The sequence below is a fragment of the Maridesulfovibrio salinus genome, assembly GCF_055394525.1.
This window is the reverse complement of the sequence record NZ_AP042461.1, coordinates 4,037,082-4,058,472: the sequence shown is the minus strand read 5'-3', so window position 1 is coordinate 4,058,472 and position 21,391 is coordinate 4,037,082. Positions and strand designations below refer to the sequence as shown.

The following is a 21,391-nucleotide window of genomic DNA, read 5'->3' as shown; positions in this document are numbered from 1 at the left end:
ATGACATCATTTACCCGACGTTCGTTTGTTAAAGCAATAAGTGCGCTGGAAATCGGAGTGGCTCATGCGGTCACTCCGGTCTCAGCCGCCATGCGTATCGCTGATATTCTGCGCCTCGGCGATCGCCGCTTCAAAGCCTGTGAAACCCGTTCTTTTATGGGGGGCAGTGTTTCCATCACTGTCGTCCATGAGTCAAAAGATGCGGCGGTTCAGGGGATTGAGGCTGCTTTTGCGGAAATAGAACGTCTGGTTTGTATATTTGACCGCCATCAGCCGGATACTCCGGTCTCAATCCTGAATGAGACCGGGCGGCTGGGCGATGTCCCCCCCGAATTCTACGAGCTTATGGTAAAGGCAAGGTCTTTTCACCGCAGCTCTGAAGGAGCATTTGATCCTAGTATATTGCCTGTGATTGAGATGCTCGAAAATAATGTCGATAGCAGGGGAATGTCTTCTCTGACCAAAAGTGACCTGCATGATGTCCTCGCTCTTGCGGGGTTTGAATCACTTGTTATTAATCAACATGAAGTTTCTTTTGACAGAAGCGGAATGGCTGTCACTCTGGATGGTATCGCTAAGGGATTTATTATTGACCATGCATCTGATGTTCTGGCTGCAAACGGAATAGCCAACCACTTAATAGATGCTGGTGGCGATATCCGGGCCAAGGGGGAGAGTGCCGCAGGTCAGCCGTGGATCGTTATTATCGAAGAGCCCGGAAAAAGTAGGTCCTGTTCAGCCGTAATTCAGCTTAAGGACGCAGCAGTTGCAACTTCGGGATTCCATGGCGTGTATTATGATTCCGAAATTTTACACAGGTTTTGTTCGGCAGAAACAGAAACGGAGCCAGACGGCTGTATTAGCTTGTCAGTAACTGCACCGACAGCAATAGAGGCGGACGCTCTTTCCACTTCGACATTTGCAAAACCTGCTGAAAGTGCAGTGCGTTTTATAAACGGGCAGCAGAATATTGATTGTATGACGGTTTCTTCAGCCGGAGACAGAATGGTTTCCCGTGACTGGGAGCATACGGTAAGAGGGTGGCATTAAGGCTCATCCACGAGTGCGACATTGAGGCTCTGCATTAATTAAATTTTTACAAATCAACCAGTTGCTGACCGTATGTGTGGAAGGGACAAAAAACCTCCTAACCCAGAAATGTCCCCAAACACCTGTTAAGCCGGGCATCCCATACACCCGTCCGGTTTAGGGCATCAACAGGCAATACGGTCCTGTGACAATCTGCATAAGGGAAAACCAACCTCACTCCCATGAAAGTTAAGCGGTCCGGAAGCTCACTCTTCCGGGCCGCTTACACTTTTGTAGCAATTTTGAACGCTAGATGCCTTTTACTGACATTTTTTTGGCTTTTTTAATGTGTTGTCCTATCGTTTAAATGAAAACTTACGCATTTTGATAAACTGCACATGGATGATGAATGTTTTGGTGTGACTAACACTCTGTCTTTTTTTCTTTTTTGCACCTTATAATTATTGTGTTATGAAAATTAATGTTCACGGCACGAAAAATGCTTAATATATTAAGAGAGGGTGGTTGTCTTTCATATCTACCAGCCTTTATGTAGCAACGAACAGGGGGAGTGAAAATGTATAAGATAATTACGACACTAATAATATTGATATTGATAATAGCAGGAAATGCTTCTGCCAGTTCTTTCAAGTTTGTTGTAGAGCAGGGCGGTAATAACTGGACTCTGGATAATGGTAATAACTTTGGAATGGTCGGTTTTTCCCAGATTGACAGTTCTGATTCATTTACTCTGGCTGATGTGAAGAATCAGATTCGGAGCGGGCAGGCCATCAGTTTCTATGCCGGACCCGGGGCTGATGTTTCAGAATACACAAAGTTAACTGATGATTTCGCCTTTGACTACAGTTCCGTAGGTGGAAATAACAATCGAGTGGTAGGCGCATTTTATGTTGAATATGCTCCAGGGAATCTGGTGCTTAATCACTATAACAGAGGCGGAACGGCCACGCTCGGTTCCAAGGGGAGCCTTGGTGATTTCGGTCCCATTCCCAGTACTCCCACCCCCATCCCCGGGGCTGTTTTCATCCTCGGCGGAGGGTTGGCGGCTTTGATAGGATTGCGTAGAAAGTTCGGCAAGAGTTAGTCATGAAACATAGTAATGAAAGGGCCGTAGAGTGTTACTCTGCGGCCCTTTCTGTTGCTTTGATTGGAGTCAGTTCAATTTTTCAAGCTCTTTGATTATCCCGCCTAAATCCGGTCGCTTGTTGATGTCATGTACATCTATATAACGGATGATTCCCTTTTTATCGATTATGAAAATAGCGCGTTCAGACACACCGTTTGAACGCAGGACACCGTACTTTTCCGCTACTTTACCATGTGGCCAGAAGTCGGAAAGAACAGGAAACCAGACACCGTTATCGCTCATCTGGCTGGTCCAGGCATATAGGGTCGGAATACTGTTTGTTGTTATTCCCAGCATGATCGCATCATTTTTTTCGAAAAGTTCTCTTGCAATATTGTATCCCGGCCATTGATCAGAACATATCGGCGTAAAAGCAGCCGGAACGAAAGAAATGACAACATTTCTTTTTCCTCTGAACCATGACAGCCTTACTTTTGAGCCACTTATGGCGGGCAGAGTAAAGTCAGGGGCCTCGTCACCTACTGAAACTTTAAGTTCACTGTCAATGGGGCTGAGTTTACCGGGATCGAAAATCTGTTTTTCGGAAACATCGGCCCATAAAGCTGCAGGTAGACTCAGCAGGATTATGAGCACTGTAGTTACAGAAACTGCTTTATGCATAATCTCTCCATATTATTTATTTGTTTTATGTAAGTGGCATTAATCTCGATTTGTTACAGTAATTAAGCTGTTCAACCTATTTTGACACTTGTTTTGGTTGTAAGCCAATAAAATGTTTTAGTCTTGAAATACCAGCTTCATTTTTGTTTTTTGCTGCAATAAGTATTAAATATGATACCAGTATTGATAAGTGAAGAAAAATAGGGACCGCTTATAACGATTTATCCTTTATTAGAAGCATCGGAAGTCATAGAAGATGAAAAAACTGGTAATATTACTGACGACAATAATAATCACTTGGTGTGGTGTTTCAACTGCTATGGCTGCCAATGAATTCAAGCCAGTTATCATATATCAGGGTATGATCGAGACCAATTCTTTCAATGTTTCCATTCATAAGGGAGTGAAAAGATTCGAGGAAAAAACAGGAGTTGAATGCACAGAAGTAGTTTCTTCCTTCAATCTGAAAGACTATGTGGATACTGTAACCAGGTTTACTGATGAAGGGTACTCCCCGGTTTTCATGCTCTACGGCAATCACTTTCCGGATCTGGTGAAGTTTGTACGGCGCTATCCGGCTACAAGGTTTATTGTGCTTGATACCGTTTTGGATGAGCCTAATATGTTTTCTTTTCTACTTGCAGAGCATGAGGGATCTTTTCTGGCCGGAGCACTTGCTGCAATGGTGACAAAAACTAATATTCTCGGCTTTGTATCAGTCGTTGATACGAAGTTTCAGCGCCGTTTTCTGTGCGGTTTCAGTCAGGGCGCGAAGTATGTAAATAAAGACATAGAAATTCTTGAGGGCTTTATCGGGGATTACCCCGGTTCATGGTATGATGGTAATGCCACTTCGGCCCTTGCGTACACTATGATGGATGATGGTGCTGACATAATATTTCAGGCTGCCGGAGGCGCAGGACCTGCTGTGCTAAAAGCTGTTGCTTCACGCGGCAGACTTGGTATCGGGGTGGATATAAATCAGAACGGTTTGTATCCCGGAAGTGTGCTTACTTCTATGGTCAAAAGGACTGACAAGGCCGTTTTTGCCGCTTTGATGCTGGCCAAGCGGGGGATATGGCGGGATAATTACAAAAGGCTGGGGTTAGCTCAGGGGGCTGTGGGGATTGTTTTTGATGAACATAATGAATCGCTGATCAAGCCCGGCATGCGTCAGTATATAGAAAAAATCCGCAACGATATTGTTTTTGGAAAAATCAATGTTCATGATTACAGTGAAGATGGGATGTGTCCTTAAGCTATGCCTCACAGAAAAAATACCAGATTTCACAGTATCCCTGTTTTTGTAGTCGGGGTACTTATCATTGGCGGTCTACTGACCATGACCGGAGGGATGATCTATACACTGGGCAGTGAGCGAACCAAGCTGAGGAATGAACTGGATGCCTTCCATGATGAGACTCTGGCAACCCTTGTCGAGAGTACTGAAGATGCTATGCTGTCATTTTCTCCTGAAGAAGTTCGAAATATTGTAAGTGTTCTTCTCCGGGATGAACGTATTGTTTCCATAAATATTTTTTCTGAAATCTATGATTTATATCTGCTTGAAGCTACCAAGAAATCTCCGGCTAATAATTACGAAACTATTGTTTTGAGCCAGCTTGTGGTTCGAAAAGGAGAGGTCCTTGGATATGTTCAGGTGGAAGTGGATAAAGGTTGGATAGTTCCTCAGATAAAGAAAGAGAGAAATCATATAATAATGCTGTTTTCGGTGATGTTTCTTGCCGGTCTGCTGTTTGTTCTTCCGGTTATTTATTTCAAGATTCTGAAACCGTTGAACAGGCTTATCGATCAGGCGCATATGCTTTCCCAGGGAGACCTTGAGACCCCTTGCAAATGGAGAGGACGGGATGAACTTTCCATGCTGGGAAGAACTCTGGACAGCATGCGCAGCAAGCTAAATGAGAACTTCAAGACAATGCAGGAGCTGGCAGTCACTGATGAACTAACAGGGCTGCCCAACAGGCGCGGGTTCAATATTGAAGTAAGAAAGCTGCTTCAATTGAGCAAACGATACAGGCATCCTCTATCCATCGCCTTACTGGATCTGGATCATTTTAAGAAAATCAATGACACCTACGGCCATGCCGTGGGTGATGATGTTCTGGCTGCCTTTTCCAGGAAGGTAAGCCGCAGGATCCGCAAAACTGATCTTCTTGCAAGGGTCGGAGGAGAAGAGTTTGTACTGGTTATGCCGGAAACATCAATAAACGCGGCAGGGCTGCTTCTTAACGATCTTCGCCGGGTGATATCCTCAAAGCCTTTCGGGCACGGGGAGATAGTGTCCATCAGCATAGGGGTTACCTGCTTTACAGGTAATGAAAGCCTTAATGAGCTTCTGGATATGTCGGATAAAGCCCTTTATGACGCCAAGGAAAAAGGGCGCAACAGAGTTGTTGTCTACTCCGATAATTGCGCCTGAGGATACTTTTTCTCTGTTTTTTCTTATTTTATTCCCGCAGCTTTTGATATTCTTTCAAGAAATTTGGCAGGTTCTTTGAAAGGGCCTTCATGGGATATCGCAGTCTTGAGTTTTTCATTCTTGGTTTTGACAAGATAAAAGTAAGGCGTCCCTGTGCTTCCAAGGGCTTTATGGATACTAAGGTCCTCGTCAGGTAACAGAGGGAATTCAACGCCGTATTTTTCTTTGAAAAATTTTATTTCAAAGTCTGAATTACCAGCACCTATCCCAATTAATTTTATTCCTGAATACTTATCTGAACTTTTTATTAGCGAATAAAGCTCATTAACGTTCTTTGCTTCCTTCTGACAATGCGGGCAATACATACTGTATATTTCAATAAGTACATAATCTGCCTCAATATCTTTCAGTTTCCATGGTCCTTCTCCCTTAAGACCTAGATAACTCCTGTGTTGTGGTGAAATTTTTTCTGCCAGAGTAATATCCGGAAAGCTGTCACCCTCATGGAAATTCGAAGCAAACACAGATGACGCTAGCAGGACAGTGATAAGAACCTGGAATATAGTTTTTTTAATCATGATTTTTCCTTCTGTTTTTTAGACTTAATTAATAATCTTGGATAAATTGTCCAGAGTTCTACCGTTGTTGACGTTTTGGCACTTTTAAGGGTGTCTATTTATCTGGCAATTCCTGTCTGTTGAATCTATTTTACATGAAAAGTGATCCAATAGACAGAAAAGGGATAGAGAAGGACCGAAAAGAAAAGGCAATAGTTGAATGGTTGAAGCTGAGATGTTACTGTTATTTTAATTAAAAGGTGGTTTAGAATTATAGTCGGCCGATTTTACATATGTTCGCGTGCAGACATATTAATTGTGCTGTCAAATATATCCGTCTTTTTAATAGGATAGCGTAAAAGTGGGGTTTTTATGGGATTAAGATTATTTCACGGCTCAATCAGAAAAAAACTGATATTTCTGGTTTTGCTCGCCACAATTCCCGCTTTTCTCCTCAATTTCATTACCGAGCTTGAAAATCGTAAACGTGCTGTTCAGACAGCCAAAAACGATACAGCCATCTATCTGAATGGTTTCTGCCAGATCCAGCAGAGAATCACCGATTCCACACGATCACTGCTAAAAACAGTGGCGGCAATTCCCGAAATTAAAAAAATGAATTCGCGCGGAGCGGACAGGATTCTCTCCTCATTGCTTGAAGCCAACCCGATTTATACCAATGTGATCCTGGTTGATCTGAATGGTGATCCGATAGCTGCGGGGAAGGGGATCGAAAATGTAAAGAAACTCAACTTCTCTGACCGTAGGCAGTTTCGTGATGCTCTTGCAAGTGGAGAGTTCTCCGCCGGAGAATTTGTTGTGGGCAAGCATACCAAGAAGAGTATTTTCCCTTTCGGAATACCTGTTAAAGGTGAAGACGGCAAGTATGTGGGGGCGATTATAATAGGGGTGAATCTGCAGCATTACGTAAAGGTTTTTGATGAATCAGATTTTCCGGAAGGTTCGTTTTTCGGAATCTGCGATTCCTCTGGAATTCGCATTTTCAGGTATCCCAGCCCTGGGGATATTGCTCCCGGAATGCCAATAAAGAAAAAGGTTTTTGAGCATGCCCGTTCATCTGACGGTGTCGGCCTGATGGAAATTGTCGATTCAACTGGGGTGAAGCGTATTATCGCCTCGACACCTTTGCGGCTGAGGCCGGATGATTCTCCCTATATTTATATGTTCATGGGGCAGGATGCTGCCGTAGTTCTGCACAATGCCGACTTCATAATTACCCGCGTGAGTATCACCACTGTTGTCTCACTGACGATGGCTCTTCTTATCGCGTGGTTTGCAGGGGGCAGGGGGATTGCGGACAATTTGGAACGGCTGGCCAAGGTGGCAAGGGATATGGGGCAAACGGGGCGGGCTTCTGGCAGCGGAATCGACTATACTGATGGAGAAGTCGGCTCATTGGCCCGAACTTGGGACTCAATGGTTGGACAACTTCGGAAGCATGAAGACGATAGAAATGAAGCTTTACAGCTTCTGTCGGAAAGTGAAGAAAGACACCGAATAATCCTTGAGCACAATCCCGGTGGTATATGCCTGATCGATCCTTATTCCCAGAAAATTATTTTTGCTAATGCTTCTTTCATAGAGTTGTTTGAGGTGCCGGATGGACATCTGGACTCCCTTAATATCATGAACCTGCATCCGCAGAGGGATTCTGGTTTTATTGAGGAGGAGATTGCCAAACATCTCACAGAAGGGGGCGGTGATTTTCACGATATTTCCTGTCAGACAACCAACGGGAAGAACCTTGTGGTTGATATAAGGACTGTTGTGCTGACTATTAAGGGTCAGACATTTCTTGCTGGTTTTTTTATTGACATGACCGAAAACAAAAAGATTCAGACAGACCTGCTGGCCGCCAAGGAAGAAGCGGAGAGAGCTAATTCCGCCAAAGACGATTTTCTGGCAAACATCAGTCATGAGGTCCGTACTCCCTTGAACGGTGTTATAGGCATGCTTCAACTCATGAAAGGTACAGAGTTGAACCGTGAGCAGGCCGAATATATAGCAACCGGGTTGAAATCTTCAAACAGTTTACGGCGTGTTCTGGACGACCTGCTCGACTTTTCTAAAATTGAAGCAGGAATCCTTGATATATGGGAAGAACCTTTTGAACTCGACGAATTGCTGGGTCAATGTGCTGATCTATTGAGTGTTCAGGCTGACGAGAAAGGTCTGGCTCTTGAATGGAGTATTTCGCCGGGAACTGAAAACGTGTTCATGGGCGATGCCGGAAGATTGCGGCAGATACTCTTCAATCTGCTGGGTAACGCAATCAAGTTCACTGATGAGGGAGTGATTTCAATTGATGCTTTCACTCTTCCACATCGTGATGAAAAGCAGTTGAGGCTTTTCTTTTCCGTCACAGATACCGGCGTGGGGATTCCTGATGATAAAATAAGCAAAATTTTTGATTCCTTTACTCAGGTGGACGGTTCGAGAACAAGAAGATTTCAAGGAGTAGGTCTGGGACTTTCTATTGTAAGACGGCTGGTTAATCTGATGGATGGCAGTCTGACCATTGAAAGTGAACTAGGTAAGGGAACTACGGTTCAATTTTACGTACTCGTAGGGCGCGATATTCCGGACAATAGAGAGGTCCGTCAAAAAGAGGATGTCCATACTCATGAAAGAAAATTGAAATTACTTCTGGTGGAAGACGAAAAAGTCAATATGTTCATGGCCAGAAGATTGCTTGAAAAAATGGGACATAAGGTGGATTGTGCAGAGAATGGGCGCGAATGCCTCAAGATAGTTTCCGAGGGGACTTATGATGCCGTGTTGATGGACATTCAGATGCCGGTTATGACCGGGTTGGAGGCAACCAGGCTGATTAGAAATTCATCGGAATTTTCAAAGGTGTCCGCTATTCCTATCATTGCACTGACAGCCCATGCCGCCAGAGTTGACATGCTGGAGGCTTTTGATGCGGGAATGGATGAATATGTAACAAAGCCTTTTGAAGGGGCCGAACTGGAAGCTGTTTTGTTCAGGGTGACCGGGCTCTAAAATTAATCAAGGTGGATACTGATGCAGCATTGGATTCTTCTTGCTCTTGCTATTATTCTTGAGGTTGGCGGAACAGTCTCGATGAAGTTTTCACAGGGGTTTACCCGCTTGCTTCCATCAGTGCTCCTGTTCTTTTTTTATGGTGCATCTTTCACAGCTTTGACATTTGCCCTTAAAAAAATTGATGTCAGCGTGGCGTATGCAATATGGTCAGGTTTGGGAACTGCTTTCATATCTGTTCTGGGTATCTTTATCTTTAAAGAATCACTCAGTCCGCTGAAAGCTGTAAGCCTAATGCTGATCATAGCAGGAGTTGTTGGACTTAACCTCGGTGGAGTAAAGCATTGATTGGGGGTTGGTCTATAGTTCGGATGAAGCTTTGTTATTTGTTTGAGTTATAATAATCAAAGTGTTGTTTTTGTTGTTTTGGTGATAAATATCAACTTCAACTGATTTGAGTTATTTAAAAAAAACAGCATATAACTTTACCCGCCTATTATATTTGGATAATTTAATCTCAATCTGATTAAAGTAATGCTGTTGTTTCCTATCCGGTAAATTTAAACTCTGGAAATCTGCAATGAATATTTCTGACCGTATCAAGTTTTCTGTAGCTGTTCTTGGTTTCATTCCTTTAATTATGCTGTTGGTTATGTGGGTGTTGTGTCCCGAGTTTATGAAAATGGGCACAATCACAACCGTTCTTATAACGGGCACGTTTCTAAGTGTTTTTGTTTCAGCTCTGGTATATTTCAGTATCAGGAAAAACCTGAGAATGCCGCTTATCAAGCTTCATGATTATGCAGTTGATATCCAGAAGGGAAGAAATACCGCGGAATGCAGCGGGGATTTCAAGTATGAACTGCTTGAACTCAAGGATGCAGTCTGCTCCATGGTTGAGGGGCTTGAAAAGGCTAAGGAAGATGCCGCCACTCTGCGCCAACAAGCACAGGACAAAGCAAATGAAAGTGATCAGGCCTTGAAAATAAGCCGGGAAAAAGAAGAAGAAACCAGAATTCTTGTTACATCAATGCGCAAGGTTGCTGACAAGGCCCGCGAATCTTCAAAGAATATTTTTTCCAATATCAATGAACTTACTGAACGCATTGAAGCAGTCAGCGAAGGGGTGCAGGTTCAGCGTGACCGTATGACTGAAACCGCAACCGCAATGGAAGAGATGAACTCCACTGTTTTTGAGGTAGCCCGTAATGCTTCTCTTGCCGCGGGTAATGCCGAGGAGTCCAAAAACAACGCTTCTATCGGTGCTGAAGGTGTCGCGTCTTCAGTTGCTGCAATCAAAAAGGTTGAGGATGAAGTTCTTTCTCTCAAGGAAACCATGACCCAGCTTGGTGAGCGGGCTGAAAATATCGGTCGGGTTATCAATGTTATCAATGATATTGCCGACCAGACCAACCTGCTGGCTCTCAATGCCGCAATTGAGGCTGCTCGAGCCGGGGAGGCCGGACGAGGGTTCGCGGTTGTAGCGGATGAAGTCCGCAAGCTTGCAGAAAAGACCATGGTCGCCACCAAAGAAGTAGGTGATGCCATAACTGATATTCAGCAGCATGCCCAGACCAACGTGGCTTCTGTTGAACGGGCTGCCGCCGATATCGTGTCCGGAACTGAGATCGCGGTTGAATCAGGACGTCATATGGAAACGATTGTAACGATTATTGAATCCACTTCGGTTCAGGTTGATTCAATCGCAACCGCGTCCGAGGAGCAGTCGGCTACCAGTGAGGAGATCAACAATGCCGTATCCGATGTGACCCGGGTTGCCCAGGAAACAGCGGAAGGGATGGATCAGGCCCGTGAAGCGCTTATTGAAGTTTCCGGCCTTGTACAGGAACTGGACACTCTGATCCATGGTATGGCAACCGGAGAACTGGACGCCGCAACCGGTAAAGAACTGGTGACCTGGAATGATGCCGCTTTTTCTGTGGGAGTCAGGGCAATCGACGTGCAGCATAAAAAACTTGTGGGGATGATTAACGGTCTGCACAAGGCCATGCGTGACCGTGCGTCCGATTCTGCAATGACCAGACTTGTCGATGAATTGAAAAACTACACCGTGGAGCATTTCAACACGGAAGAGAAGATTTTTGACCGGTACGGTTACCCCCAGACAGAAGAACATAAAGAGCTTCATAAAAAGTTCGTGGATCAGGTGAAGGAGTTTGATTCTGCACTGCGCAGCGGCAAAGTTAAAGTAACCATGGATGTGATGCAGTTTCTTAAAGATTGGCTGGTCCAGCATATTCAGGGTGAAGACAGAAAATATACATCTTTCATGAACAGGCACGGTATTAAGTAGTTTTTAAGTTTTGATGATAAAGTCAAAATAAGCAGCCTGAGCCGGAAGCAAAACTTCCGGCTTTGCTGTTTTGCCGTCCGGTGTTCAATTACCAAATCCAGCCGCAGGTCCTGTTTTATCCCAATTTATATTTTATTCAGCTGCCCGTGTTTTTTTTGTTTAGGAGAAAGAGATGCTTGAATCTGTTCTGACATTGCTGTCAGTCTGTTTTGTGGCCCGGATGAGTCCCGGTCCTGATATGATGCTGCTCATCCGCCACGCCGGACGGGGAGGCGGGGCATCCACCCGTGGGGGACTAGCCGCTTCGCCGGGGGCATTCGGATGCGTTCTGGGTGTTTGCCTTGGGCTTACCTTTCATGTCAGCCTTTCTGTTCTGGGGTTGGCTCTGCTGCTCAAAAGCAATCAGATACTCTTTGATATTCTGCGCTATGCCGGAGCTTTTTACCTGCTTTATATAGGCTACCGCTGTTTTACCGATACCGGGAATGTTGATCTGAGTTCCGGCAGCGGCGCGGCAGTCGAGTCAGCCAGTTTTTTACAGGGATTCCGGGAAGGACTGTTCTGCAATCTGCTTAATCCCAAGGTGACCTTGTTCATTCTGAGTGTTTTCATGCAGTTTGTAGGTCCTGATGCAGGGCTGCAGGAAAAGATTATTTACGGCTCTGTAATTGTCTCCGAGGCTCTGGTCGGCTGGGGAGTCTTTGTCCTTTTTCTCAATACCGCCTTCATGCAGCGTGTTTATGGACGTTATGCTGTTGTGGTAAATCGGGTGACCGGAGTTGTGCTGTTTCTGTTGGGAGGAACTATTTTTCTTTCCGGCTAGGCCAAATGGCAATACCAAATATCAGCAATTCCCAGCTAGTTTTAATGTGATTCCTGAAAAGTAGTATTCAGTGTGGTCGGACTGCAGATTTTTGACCGATAGCAGACAGACTGCCCGGACTGATTCAATGCAGAAAAAACATGCATAACCGTTAATAGCGGGGCATATTCGCCCGGTGGCGTTAAAAGTGAAAAAACTTGACACCAAATAAAATAGAACCGAAAAGTTGCGAACAAAAATAAGGTCAATTCTCGTCTGCCGATTGGGGTCGGTAATTATGAAAATCAATAATAGCTGGGCAGGGGGCCATTCGAGGAACCTACCCGGCAGGAGTGAGGGATGAAATACTATTTTGAGATATGGAAAAAATTCGGGGATTTTCACAGCCGGGCGACTCGTGATGAGTTCAGTTATTTCATATTGATTCATGCCGCGATAATCGCGTTTCTTTTTGCTCTCGGATATGCAGTGGAACATCCGTTTGCGGACAAGGTTATTGACACTGTCAGCGGCCTTTTCATAGTGGGGTCCATGCTGTCCTGTGCCGCGTTGTTCGTGAGAAGGCTGAACGCTCTCGGACGGGATAGAAGACTGCTTTTCGCCGCCTTGATTCCTGTTGTTGGAATTCTTTATCTGGTTATTATCTGCATGAAGGATGAAACCACAAAAAAGTCCGCTAAACTTCTGAATTTGAAAACGCTGTTTCAGAAGTTTCCCGGTAGGCAGCGAGCTTGAGGATTATTTAAAAATTACAAGAAAGACCTGTGGCTTCATGGCTGCAGGTTTTTTTGTGTCCATGTAGTTGCGGTGCTGTTCCGTATTGTTATAACCTGACAAACCTGCTATCCGGTTCATGGTTGGTGTATCTGTTAAATTTAATCAGGATATCCATAGCTTATGAAAAGAAATATCTTTTTCCTGCTTGCAGGTATAGCTTCCTATGCGTTGGTGATTTTACTTATATATTATTTTGAGTCTGCCAACGACAGTTCAAATATCAAGACTCTGTTTGATGCTTTCTGGTATTCTCTGGTTACTCTGACTACTGTCGGGTATGGAGATTTCTATCCCACGTCGAACGCGGGAAAACTTATCTCCATGACAATGGTGCTCGGCAGTATCGGGATTTTAGGTGTTTTTATCGGTAAACTTACGGAACATATCCAGTTCCTTGCGGAGAGAAAAAAAATGGGTTTTGACGGAACAGACTTCAGCAATCACGTCATCATTGTAGGTTGGAACGAATTTTCCGAGGATGTGGTTACCCAGTTGGTGCATGCCGGAAAAAAAGTCTGCATCGCCACAGACAATAAAGACCATATCGATTTTATTTACGAAACCTTCAAACGTGATCAGGTTTTTGTAGTCTTTACTGACATGAACTGCCGTGAGTGCCTAAAAAAAGCCAATGCTGCCGAAGCTGTTTCGCTCATGCCGAATCTTGGGGATGATACCAGAAATCTGGTGTTCGTGCTGAACGCTAAAAAATACCACCCTCATCTTTCCTTTGTTGCAACAATCGACAACTCCGAACTCAAGGAGACTTTCACCAGTGCCGGAGTGAGTTTTACGATCTGCCGTAATGATATTTCTTCAAAAATAGTGGCTAGTTATATCTTCGAGCCGAGTGTGGCCAGGTTCAATGAAGACATTCTTTCATCTGCTTCAGCGAAAAAAGATTACGATATTCAGCAGTATTTTGTTAAGCCCGGGAGCCGCTTCGCCGGAACCGACTATGGTGAAATCTTTGATGAACTCCGTGAACAGTTCAACGTCCTGACAATCGGAGTAAGCCGAGGCGAAGGAGAAGGGCAGGGGATGAATAAACTTCCTCACTCTTCATTTAAAGTTCTGGCCGGAGATTACATTATCGTATTGACTTCAGGTGAATCCATAAGCGAACTGAACAGCCTGTTCGGGTGCTCCGAAGGGTTGTATTATTCCTGATTGAGTTTTGCGTCTGCTGGTGGAATTGATATTCAGGCGGCGTTTTCTCGGGATTTGAATAGTGTGGTTACTTCGGTCCCGAATTCTTCCGCCGTATGCATAGTGATCCGGGCTTCATGGGTTTTGGCGATGAGAAGTGCCGAGTAGGTCCCAAGCCCTGTTCCGTCTTCTTTGCCGAGGGTCACATATTTATCGAAAAAACGGTCACGGATATTTTCCGGGACGGCAAGAGTATTTTTCACCGTAACCGATACCGGCGGTCCTGAATCAATGGAAATTATGACCGTATCACCGTGGTTGGAGGCTTCCACTGCATTCTTAATCAGATTTCGGAACATGGCCCGCAGCAGCATCCCTTCCCCTTCAATGAAAATCTCTTCTATGCCTTCAATTTCTTTTCCATCAAGCGTGATGGACAGTTCAGTCCCGGACTGGTTAAGCAGTAGAGCCATTTCCTCTTCAAGTGATGTCATCAGATCGATAAGGTCTATCTGCATGGTTTTAAGCTTGTAGATTCCCTGTTCCATTTTAAACATGTCCAGATGGAACTGAATCATGTCCAGCATTCGGTAACCAGCGGAGGCAATACGTTTGATGTATTTGCGTTGGTCGTGTGTCAGCGGGTCTCCGCTGAGCAGGAGTTCCGGATAACCGATAACCAGGTTCAAAGAAGACTTGAGGTCGTGGCGGTTGATGCGTTCCACCTCATCGCGGATCATTTCAGCTGTGCGTCTTTCGTGAATCTCTTTTACAAGCAGCTTGTTTTTATTTTCCAGTTCCCTCTGTTTGGCCCTGAGCTGCATTGTCCGCTGGGCCACAATATTTTCGAGCATTTCCCGATGGCTGGTAAGCCATACATCCCTTTTTTCAATTTTTGCCAGCATCGAATTGAATTCATTGACGAGATAACCGATCTCGTCATCACTGCGGTAAGACACTCTTTGTGAGTAGTCCTTGTTACGGGAAATATCCCGGACCGCGCTTGTCAACTGACCGATGGGGCGGGTCAGTTTTTTTCGGAAATGCGCGGTCACCAGAATGCAGATGACAACGATAATCACAAGAATAACTGCTGATGAGATCAGGTTCTGATAAAGCCAGTCCAGTTGATCGGAAAAACGTCCATCAATAACCAGATAGCCGAGTATTTCTTCTCCTGATTTGATCTCCTGTACAATACGGAAACTGTTCAGTTCTATAGCAGGTTTTTCGAGGTCTTCGGGCAGGATTGCTGCTTCCCTGCCGTATGAAGTGAACACTTCTCCTTCAATGGTGAAAACTGTCGCTCCATCGGTGTTTCTTATAAGCTTCAAGGAGTCGAGTACTTCGGCAGCGGCTTCTGGGTCATTGAAATCCAGGGCCGGTGATATGGAGGTAACAAGAATCTGGGCCAGACTGTTGGCTTTTTGTATCGTTCCCTGTCTGTAAGAGTGAAAAAAAGATGCAACGATCAGACTCATGGAGATTACCAGTGCAGCAATGGTGGTTCCGAGTATCGCTATGCTTATTTTGCGGCCCAGACTGTTGCGGTAAAGGGTCATTGAAGCGAATCTCCACAGTATATTTCAGAAAGTTTGAGCAGTTTGGAGCTGATTGTCAGACCGGCCCTGCGGGCAGCGCAGACATTGACCTGAAGCTTGAACCTTGAACCAGATTCCACGAGATTGATGATTCCGCCCTGCCGCATGAAATCAGGGCTGCTTCCTATAGTCAACACCGGAAGTTCTCTGACCTTCTGCAGTATGGCCGCTGTGGATCTCGGGTTTTTCCCGTTCAGGAAAAGAACCTGACATTCCCCGGGCCAGCGGATAAGCCTGAAGTCATCAGGGCGATTGAAGAATCGTGATAATTCTCTGGGGCTGACAGCCGCGACTCTGACCGGCTGTCCGTCCGACAGCCGGACCTTATCCGGTCCGAAAACATATTTAGTTATTTTCTTGATGAAGAGAGCCTGCAGTTGAGGTTGAGTCGCCTTGAGCTGTCTGGTTTCAGCTGCATGGTGAGCACGGGCGAAGGCGTATTCCACATTCAGGGAATACACAATAAGGATTCCGGCGAGTATTACTGCCGTTATCTTACTGTACCTTAGAAATCCCATGTGATTCTCACTGCGCATGAAGGTTCAGTGGGAGTGAATTCTCCTTCATCAAAAGATGTGAACAGGTCGGAACCGATAAGTTCAATAGAAAAATCATCCTTGGGAGTCCAGGCCAGCCGGGCATCTAGTCCGAATCCGGAGGAAATATCCCGGTCGTCGAGAGTGTTTATGTATGAACTGAATAAATCAAGCTCCCAGTCATCTGACAAAGTTATCAGGGCTTGCAGCTTTATATTGTAGATAGGACTGTTCAGGGGAGGGGAAAAACCTGGAACCTCATGGTCAAAGTTGGAAAAGTCCTGATTGGAAAGGTCCAGTGATGGGCGGAGTATGAGGTTGTCCATTGCCTGCCAGTCGAGAGCGATTTCGGTCCCGTAGGTCAGTCCGCACAGTGCACTGGCCGGAGTTGCGGTCAGAGTGTATTCATCATAGTCGAGAGTGACCAGCTGGTCGTAGCTGTTCAGGTACAGTGAAATATCAAGCTTGAGTCTGTCACTGAAAAGTTTGCGGTATCCGGCTTCCACTGAACTCAGCTTTTCTGTTTCAAGTCCCCCGGAAGTATCAAGAATGTATTCCTTATCCCTGATTCTTACCCTGTAGCTTCCTTCTCGAATCCAGTTTCCCGGCTCCCGGTTGGCGTGCGAAAGGGCAAGCCAGTATTCCTCATCGTTTTCGGTGTACAGCAGCCTCGCGGTGGGCTGCGGGGCAAGATCCTTGCTCTCGGAGTAGTCCAGCTTTAGGCCCAGAGTCAGAAACAGCTTTTCGTCAATAAGGGTGATGCGGTCTTTAGCGAATCCGCTGAATTCAAGCCGGTAGATATTATCATTGGTTACAAAAACCCTTTCCCCCTGTTTAAAGGAGTCCCAGAAATATCTTCCCCCTGCTCCTAAAGTGAAGAAGTGGCCTGAAATCTGTTCGTTGGAGTAAACAAATTCTGATTCAATGGAATTGGAGGTCGTTTCCATATCCTCAAGGGTAGTGGTTGTCCTTGTATATGAGGACCTGAACTGCATTCCCGAGTTTGCTCCGGTTTTTCTGTCCCAGAGGAGCTGGGCATATCCACTGTAGTCGTCCTTGTCTTCATTGGCGGAGAAACGGTTGCCCGGTGGAGATGTCTCGTCAATTGTGGAACCGGACAGCTGCCCCTGAAGAGAGAATTGATCGGTGTATGCGTTCAGCCAATCCGTCCTGAAACCGCCCGAACCTCTGAGCCAGTTTTTGGAACCTTCTTCGTTCCTTCCCCGGATATTATAATTCTTGCCCGGTTCGTATGCTCCGTTTGCATATACTGCCATGGTTGCGTTTTCAGAAATTTTTTCACCGTGGCGGATGAATTGTCCCACACCATCTGTTCCGACAGTGGAAACACTTCTGCTCCCCTGCATCTCTGCAGCGGACTTGGTTATGATGTTGATGACCCCGTTGAACGATTCGGAACCCCACAGGCTGGTCCACGGGCCGCGAACGATTTCGATGCGTTTGACCAGATGGATGGGCAGGTCCTGCGAAGACCAGATGACACCCTTGAAATAAGGGGAGGTGAGTGGACGGTTGTCCACCATTATAAGCTGTTTGCTGTTGAATGTTCCTGAAAAACCGCGGACGCCTATTGCCCATTTGTCGGTGTCGGTTCTGGTCACCAGAACCCCGGGAACCGTGCGCAGTGCTTCGGGAATGGATTTAGCTCCGCTGCGCTTTATATCCTCCTCTGTGAGGATCGTGTATGAACCGGCGATGTTTTCAAGGGATTGTTTTCGTTGGGATGGAGATATCATTTCGACCTGAAGCAGGTCTTCAATGTCCAGATTTTCAAGTTCTGAGGAGACTTCCCTGTCCCCTGCAAAACATGGCGAGGTTCCGGCGATAAGGGCCGGGATCAAGATTAAAAGGGCAATGAAAGCCTCCCGCAACCGGATCATGCTTCAGCCTGGCTCCTGGCGGTCATCATGTATCCCCGACCGCGGATGGTTTTAATTGAAACTGAGTCACCTATTTTGCGCCGGAGATTGCTCATGTGAACGTTGAGGACATAGTCGTCGAAATCAACAGTTCTTCCCAGCGCTGTTTCCATCAGGTCATCACGTTCAACAAGCTTGCCGCAGCTTGTGGCCAGATGCTCTATGATGCTGAACTCGGCAGCGGTAAAGTGGGTTTCAATACCTTTAACCAGTACCGAATGGGAATCGAGATTGATCTCAAGGCTGCCGACACTTAAGGAACCGCGTTTGACCGGAGTTGATGTTTTGGATTCTCCTGTCATGGAGCAGCGTCTAAGCGAGGCTCTCATGCGGGCCAGCAGTTCACGTAACGGGAACGGCTTGCAGATATAATCGTCTGCGCCCATTTCAAGGCCTACAACCCTGTCTACTTCATCGCCTTTTCCGGTGAGCATGATTACGGGAATCGTCGAGTCCATCCTGATTTTTTCAAGAACATTCAGCCCGCTGATATCCGGCAGGACAATATCAAGCAGCACGAGATCAAAGCTGTCATTCCCGATAGCCTTTAGTCCTTCCTTTGCGGTGCATGAGTGGTGCAGGCTGTAGCCTTCGCCGGCGAGATAGGTGGAAAGAAGCTCTCCCATCTCCGGGTCGTCATCAATAAGAAGTATCTTGTTCATAACTTTTCTCCTGCCTAGGATACTATGGGTTCAGAAGAGATAAGCAAAAAAGTTTAGTGTAAAAAATTGTAAAGAAAGTAAAGAAAAATAAAGATAGATGCTTTTTGTCTATAGCATCACGGAATTGAAGGTTGCTGAATAAAATTGCCCTGTAAACGTTCTTTACCTCCGCTGCGTATAAACAAGTGAAGGCAGGCAAAACGGTTGTCTGTCACTGGCGCAAGGATGTGCAATACAACACGGAGGTTTTTATGGGTTTAGTAATCAACAATAACACATTTGCGAATTCGGCTGCCCGTCATCTAAATGATGCTTATCAGGCTCTTGGTGCTTCTACTGAGAAGATGTCTTCCGGTCTGCGTATCAATTCAGCTGCAGATGATGCAGCGGGACTGGCTGTTCGCGAACTCATGCGCTCGGATGTTTCCACTCTCAATCAGGGAGTTCGTAACGCCAATGACGGTATTTCCATGATCCAGACTGCAGACGGAGCTCTGGGAGTTGTGGATGAAAAGCTTATCCGCATGAAGGAACTGGCGGAGCAGGCTGCAACCGGTACTTATACTTCTGATCAGCGTGCCCTGATAGATCAGGAGTATCAGGCTATGGCTTCGGAAATTACCCGTATCGCCAGCGCTACTGATTTTAACGGTATCTACCTGCTTAACGGTAACCTCAGCGGTGACGGAGCCATGACCATTCACTTCGGTACCGGAAACGATTCCGCTGAAGACAAGTACAATGTGGAGATTGGCAACTGCACTGCCTCTGCTCTGGGTATCGGCAATCAGAGCGCTTTGGATGCCGGTTATACTGTCTCCACTCAGGAACAGGCTCAGGCGGCGCTTGGCGCTCTTGATGCCGCGATTGTCTCCAAGGATAAGATCAGGGCAAATCTCGGTGCTACCGAGAACAGGCTTGAAGCGACAATCTCCAACCTTGAGATCCAGTCTGAGAACCTTGCTGCTGCGGAATCCCAGATATCTGACGTGGATGTGGCTACCGAGATGACCAACTACTCCAAGCAGCAGATCATCACCCAGTCAGCGGTATCCATGCTGGCACAGGCCAACTCCTTGCCGCAGATGGCTCTTTCCCTTATCGGATAATTCTCAAAACCAAGTCCTGTCAAAAGTGGGGTCCGGTTAATTCGGACCCCATACTTTTTTAAATCCATTCGTTGTGCCGCCTGTAAATTATTTTTGATGGGCTGGCATCATCGTTGTTCCCCCCTTCTTTTTCAGCTTAATTTTTCCTGTAATATGTCAGGATTACCGGGTGTTATTCAACCTTACTTTTTGTTGCTACTTACAGTTCTAGTGAAGTCCGGTCCTTTCTCAGGACCTATTTTACCCACTTCTTTTCTTGCCATGGAAAAAACTTCCCTGTTGTCGATTCATTGTCTTTACCGGTGTCGGAAAAACGTTTTTGTAAGAGAAAACATTAAGAATGCTTAGTAGGAGGTAGTGCTTCTGAAGACAGATTTAATGTTTCCTTTAAAAAGTAAATTCAAAATGATTAAATCTGAATTATCTGTTTGTTTTTGTTAATATTATCTGGATTGCGTGTTGCAGGAAAAGGATAGGCTTTGACGGAAATGTCGGCATTTTGAAAATAAGAAAATCCGCAAGGAAGATCCAGCAACACGGAGGTTTGTCATGTCCCTGGTAATTAACAATAACACTATGGCTAATTCTGCAGCCCGTCATCTTAATGATGCTTACAAGGCTCTTGGAAGTTCAACTGAAAAGATGTCCTCAGGGCTGCGGGTGAACTCTGCCGCGGACGATGCCGCAGGGCTTGCCGTACGTGAGCTTATGCGTTCGGATGTTTCTACACTGAATCAGGGGGTTCGCAACGCCAATGACGGTATTTCCATGATCCAGACCGCAGATGGAGCTCTCGGGGTGGTGGATGAAAAGTTGATCCGCATGAAAGAGCTCGCAGAGCAGGCTGCGACCGGAACCTATACTTCTGATCAGCGTGCCTTGATTGATCAGGAGTATCAGGCAATGGCCTCGGAAATTACCCGTATTGCCAGTGCTACTGATTTTAATGGTATCTATTTGCTGAACGGCAACCTCAGCGGCACTAACTCCATGACCATTCATTTCGGTACGGGTAACGATTCTGCAGAAGATAAGTATGATATCGAAATCGGCTGCTGCACTGCCTCGGCTTTGGGTATCGGTAACCAGAGCACAATCGGAGCAGGGTACACAGTGTCAACACAGGAGGCGGCTCAGCAGTCTCTGGCCGCACTGGATCAGGCCATTATTTCCAAGGATAAGATTCGCGCAAATCTCGGTGCAACTGAAAACAGGCTGGAGGCAACCATTTCAAACCTCGAAATTCAGGCTGAAAATCTTTCGGCGGCTGAATCACAGATTTCAGACGTGGATGTCGCACTTGAAATGACCAACTATTCTAAGCAGCAGATAATAACCCAGTCCGCGGTCTCCATGCTTGCACAGGCAAATTCTCTCCCTGAAATGGCCTTGTCCCTTATCGGCTAATTCTATTCATTCTACTCTGCTTCGAAAGCAGTCTAAGGGCCCGCTTTGCGGGCCCTTATGTTTTTTAAAAGGCACTATCTGCGCAGCTTCTGCAAAAAACACCGATAATCAAGAATGTCTATGCGTTTTTCGTTATAGTGTCTTTTTGTGTCCAGTCTCTGGCACTTTCCCAATATTCCTTTTCATAACTATACCACTCCCCGCACTCTTTCTTTCAGGGTTAAAATTACCGGGCAAATGTTGCCTGCT

General features: G+C 45.8%; 18 protein-coding genes. 12 read left to right on the top strand and 6 right to left on the bottom strand.

What is annotated here, in order from left to right; translation table 11 throughout:
• Positions 1–1,050 carry an FAD:protein FMN transferase gene (locus ACZ5PW_RS18655; RefSeq protein ID WP_464556484.1) on the top strand — a complete coding sequence of 350 codons (1,050 nt, stop codon included), beginning with the start codon at positions 1–3 and terminating at the stop codon, positions 1,048–1,050.
• A gap of 556 nt (positions 1,051–1,606) precedes the next feature.
• Positions 1,607–2,134, top strand: coding sequence for a hypothetical protein (locus ACZ5PW_RS18650; protein WP_464556481.1), 528 nt, complete (start codon positions 1,607–1,609; stop codon positions 2,132–2,134).
• Positions 2,135–2,203: 69 nt separating this feature from the next.
• Here ACZ5PW_RS18650 and ACZ5PW_RS18645 read toward each other — a convergent pair whose 3' ends face one another.
• Positions 2,204–2,797 carry a peroxiredoxin gene (locus ACZ5PW_RS18645; protein ID WP_464556479.1) on the bottom strand — a complete coding sequence of 198 codons (594 nt, stop codon included), beginning with the start codon at positions 2,795–2,797 and terminating at the stop codon, positions 2,204–2,206.
• A 256-nt stretch (positions 2,798–3,053) separates the two neighbouring features.
• Here ACZ5PW_RS18645 and ACZ5PW_RS18640 point away from each other — a divergent pair, with 256 nt between their 5' ends.
• A complete protein-coding gene (locus ACZ5PW_RS18640; RefSeq protein WP_464556477.1) occupies positions 3,054–4,055 on the top strand; it encodes a BMP family ABC transporter substrate-binding protein in 1,002 nt (333 codons plus the stop codon).
• A gap of 3 nt (positions 4,056–4,058) precedes the next feature.
• Positions 4,059–5,240 (top strand): diguanylate cyclase, encoded by a 1,182-nt coding sequence (locus ACZ5PW_RS18635; protein WP_464556475.1) that lies wholly within the window; start codon positions 4,059–4,061, stop codon positions 5,238–5,240.
• Positions 5,241–5,263: 23 nt separating this feature from the next.
• Here the strand turns inward: ACZ5PW_RS18635 and ACZ5PW_RS18630 are convergent, their stop codons facing one another.
• On the bottom strand, positions 5,264–5,818 hold the full coding sequence (locus ACZ5PW_RS18630) for a peroxiredoxin family protein (RefSeq protein ID WP_464556473.1): 555 nt from the start codon (positions 5,816–5,818) through the stop codon (positions 5,264–5,266).
• Positions 5,819–6,169: 351 nt separating this feature from the next.
• On the opposite strand from ACZ5PW_RS18630, the gene ACZ5PW_RS18625 reads away from it, so the two are divergent.
• The 6 genes from ACZ5PW_RS18625 to ACZ5PW_RS18600 all read left to right on the top strand — a co-directional run bounded on the left by ACZ5PW_RS18625 (position 6,170) and on the right by ACZ5PW_RS18600 (position 13,908).
• Complete coding sequence (locus tag ACZ5PW_RS18625) at positions 6,170–8,824, top strand: ATP-binding protein (protein WP_464556472.1); 2,655 nt, start codon at positions 6,170–6,172, stop codon at positions 8,822–8,824.
• Positions 8,825–8,845: 21 nt separating this feature from the next.
• Positions 8,846–9,172: a DMT family transporter gene (locus tag ACZ5PW_RS18620; RefSeq protein ID WP_464556470.1), complete on the top strand. Its 327-nt coding sequence runs from the start codon at positions 8,846–8,848 to the stop codon at positions 9,170–9,172.
• Positions 9,173–9,404: 232 nt separating this feature from the next.
• Positions 9,405–11,138 (top strand): bacteriohemerythrin, encoded by a 1,734-nt coding sequence (locus ACZ5PW_RS18615; RefSeq protein ID WP_464556469.1) that lies wholly within the window; start codon positions 9,405–9,407, stop codon positions 11,136–11,138.
• A gap of 172 nt (positions 11,139–11,310) precedes the next feature.
• Positions 11,311–11,961, top strand: coding sequence for a LysE family translocator (locus tag ACZ5PW_RS18610; protein ID WP_464556468.1), 651 nt, complete (start codon positions 11,311–11,313; stop codon positions 11,959–11,961).
• Between the two features lie 339 nt (positions 11,962–12,300).
• Positions 12,301–12,696 carry a DUF805 domain-containing protein gene (locus tag ACZ5PW_RS18605; protein ID WP_464556466.1) on the top strand — a complete coding sequence of 132 codons (396 nt, stop codon included), beginning with the start codon at positions 12,301–12,303 and terminating at the stop codon, positions 12,694–12,696.
• A 162-nt stretch (positions 12,697–12,858) separates the two neighbouring features.
• A complete protein-coding gene (locus ACZ5PW_RS18600) occupies positions 12,859–13,908 on the top strand; it encodes a potassium channel family protein (protein WP_464556464.1) in 1,050 nt (349 codons plus the stop codon).
• 32 nt (positions 13,909–13,940) lie between these two features.
• Here the strand turns inward: ACZ5PW_RS18600 and ACZ5PW_RS18595 are convergent, their stop codons facing one another.
• The 4 genes from ACZ5PW_RS18595 to ACZ5PW_RS18580 are packed head-to-tail and all read right to left on the bottom strand — an operon-like array spanning position 13,941 to position 18,626.
• The gene (locus tag ACZ5PW_RS18595; RefSeq protein ID WP_464556463.1) at positions 13,941–15,449 is read right to left on the bottom strand and encodes a CHASE sensor domain-containing protein; all 1,509 of its coding nucleotides are present in this window, start codon (positions 15,447–15,449) and stop codon (positions 13,941–13,943) included.
• Complete coding sequence (locus ACZ5PW_RS18590; protein WP_464556461.1) at positions 15,446–16,006, bottom strand: YfiR family protein; 561 nt, start codon at positions 16,004–16,006, stop codon at positions 15,446–15,448. The genes ACZ5PW_RS18595 and ACZ5PW_RS18590 overlap by 4 nt, the downstream gene beginning before the upstream one ends.
• The gene (locus tag ACZ5PW_RS18585; RefSeq protein ID WP_464556460.1) at positions 15,994–17,925 is read right to left on the bottom strand and encodes a TonB-dependent receptor plug domain-containing protein; all 1,932 of its coding nucleotides are present in this window, start codon (positions 17,923–17,925) and stop codon (positions 15,994–15,996) included. The genes ACZ5PW_RS18590 and ACZ5PW_RS18585 overlap by 13 nt, the downstream gene beginning before the upstream one ends.
• On the bottom strand, positions 17,922–18,626 hold the full coding sequence (locus ACZ5PW_RS18580; RefSeq protein ID WP_464556458.1) for a response regulator transcription factor: 705 nt from the start codon (positions 18,624–18,626) through the stop codon (positions 17,922–17,924). The genes ACZ5PW_RS18585 and ACZ5PW_RS18580 overlap by 4 nt, the downstream gene beginning before the upstream one ends.
• 251 nt (positions 18,627–18,877) lie before the next feature.
• On the opposite strand from ACZ5PW_RS18580, the gene ACZ5PW_RS18575 reads away from it, so the two are divergent.
• Together ACZ5PW_RS18575 and ACZ5PW_RS18570 are read left to right on the top strand one after the other, a co-directional pair.
• The gene (locus ACZ5PW_RS18575; protein WP_464556456.1) at positions 18,878–19,735 is read left to right on the top strand and encodes a flagellin N-terminal helical domain-containing protein; all 858 of its coding nucleotides are present in this window, start codon (positions 18,878–18,880) and stop codon (positions 19,733–19,735) included.
• A 549-nt stretch (positions 19,736–20,284) separates the two neighbouring features.
• Positions 20,285–21,142 (top strand): flagellin N-terminal helical domain-containing protein, encoded by an 858-nt coding sequence (locus ACZ5PW_RS18570; RefSeq protein WP_464556454.1) that lies wholly within the window; start codon positions 20,285–20,287, stop codon positions 21,140–21,142.
• Positions 21,143–21,391 lie beyond the last annotated feature (249 nt).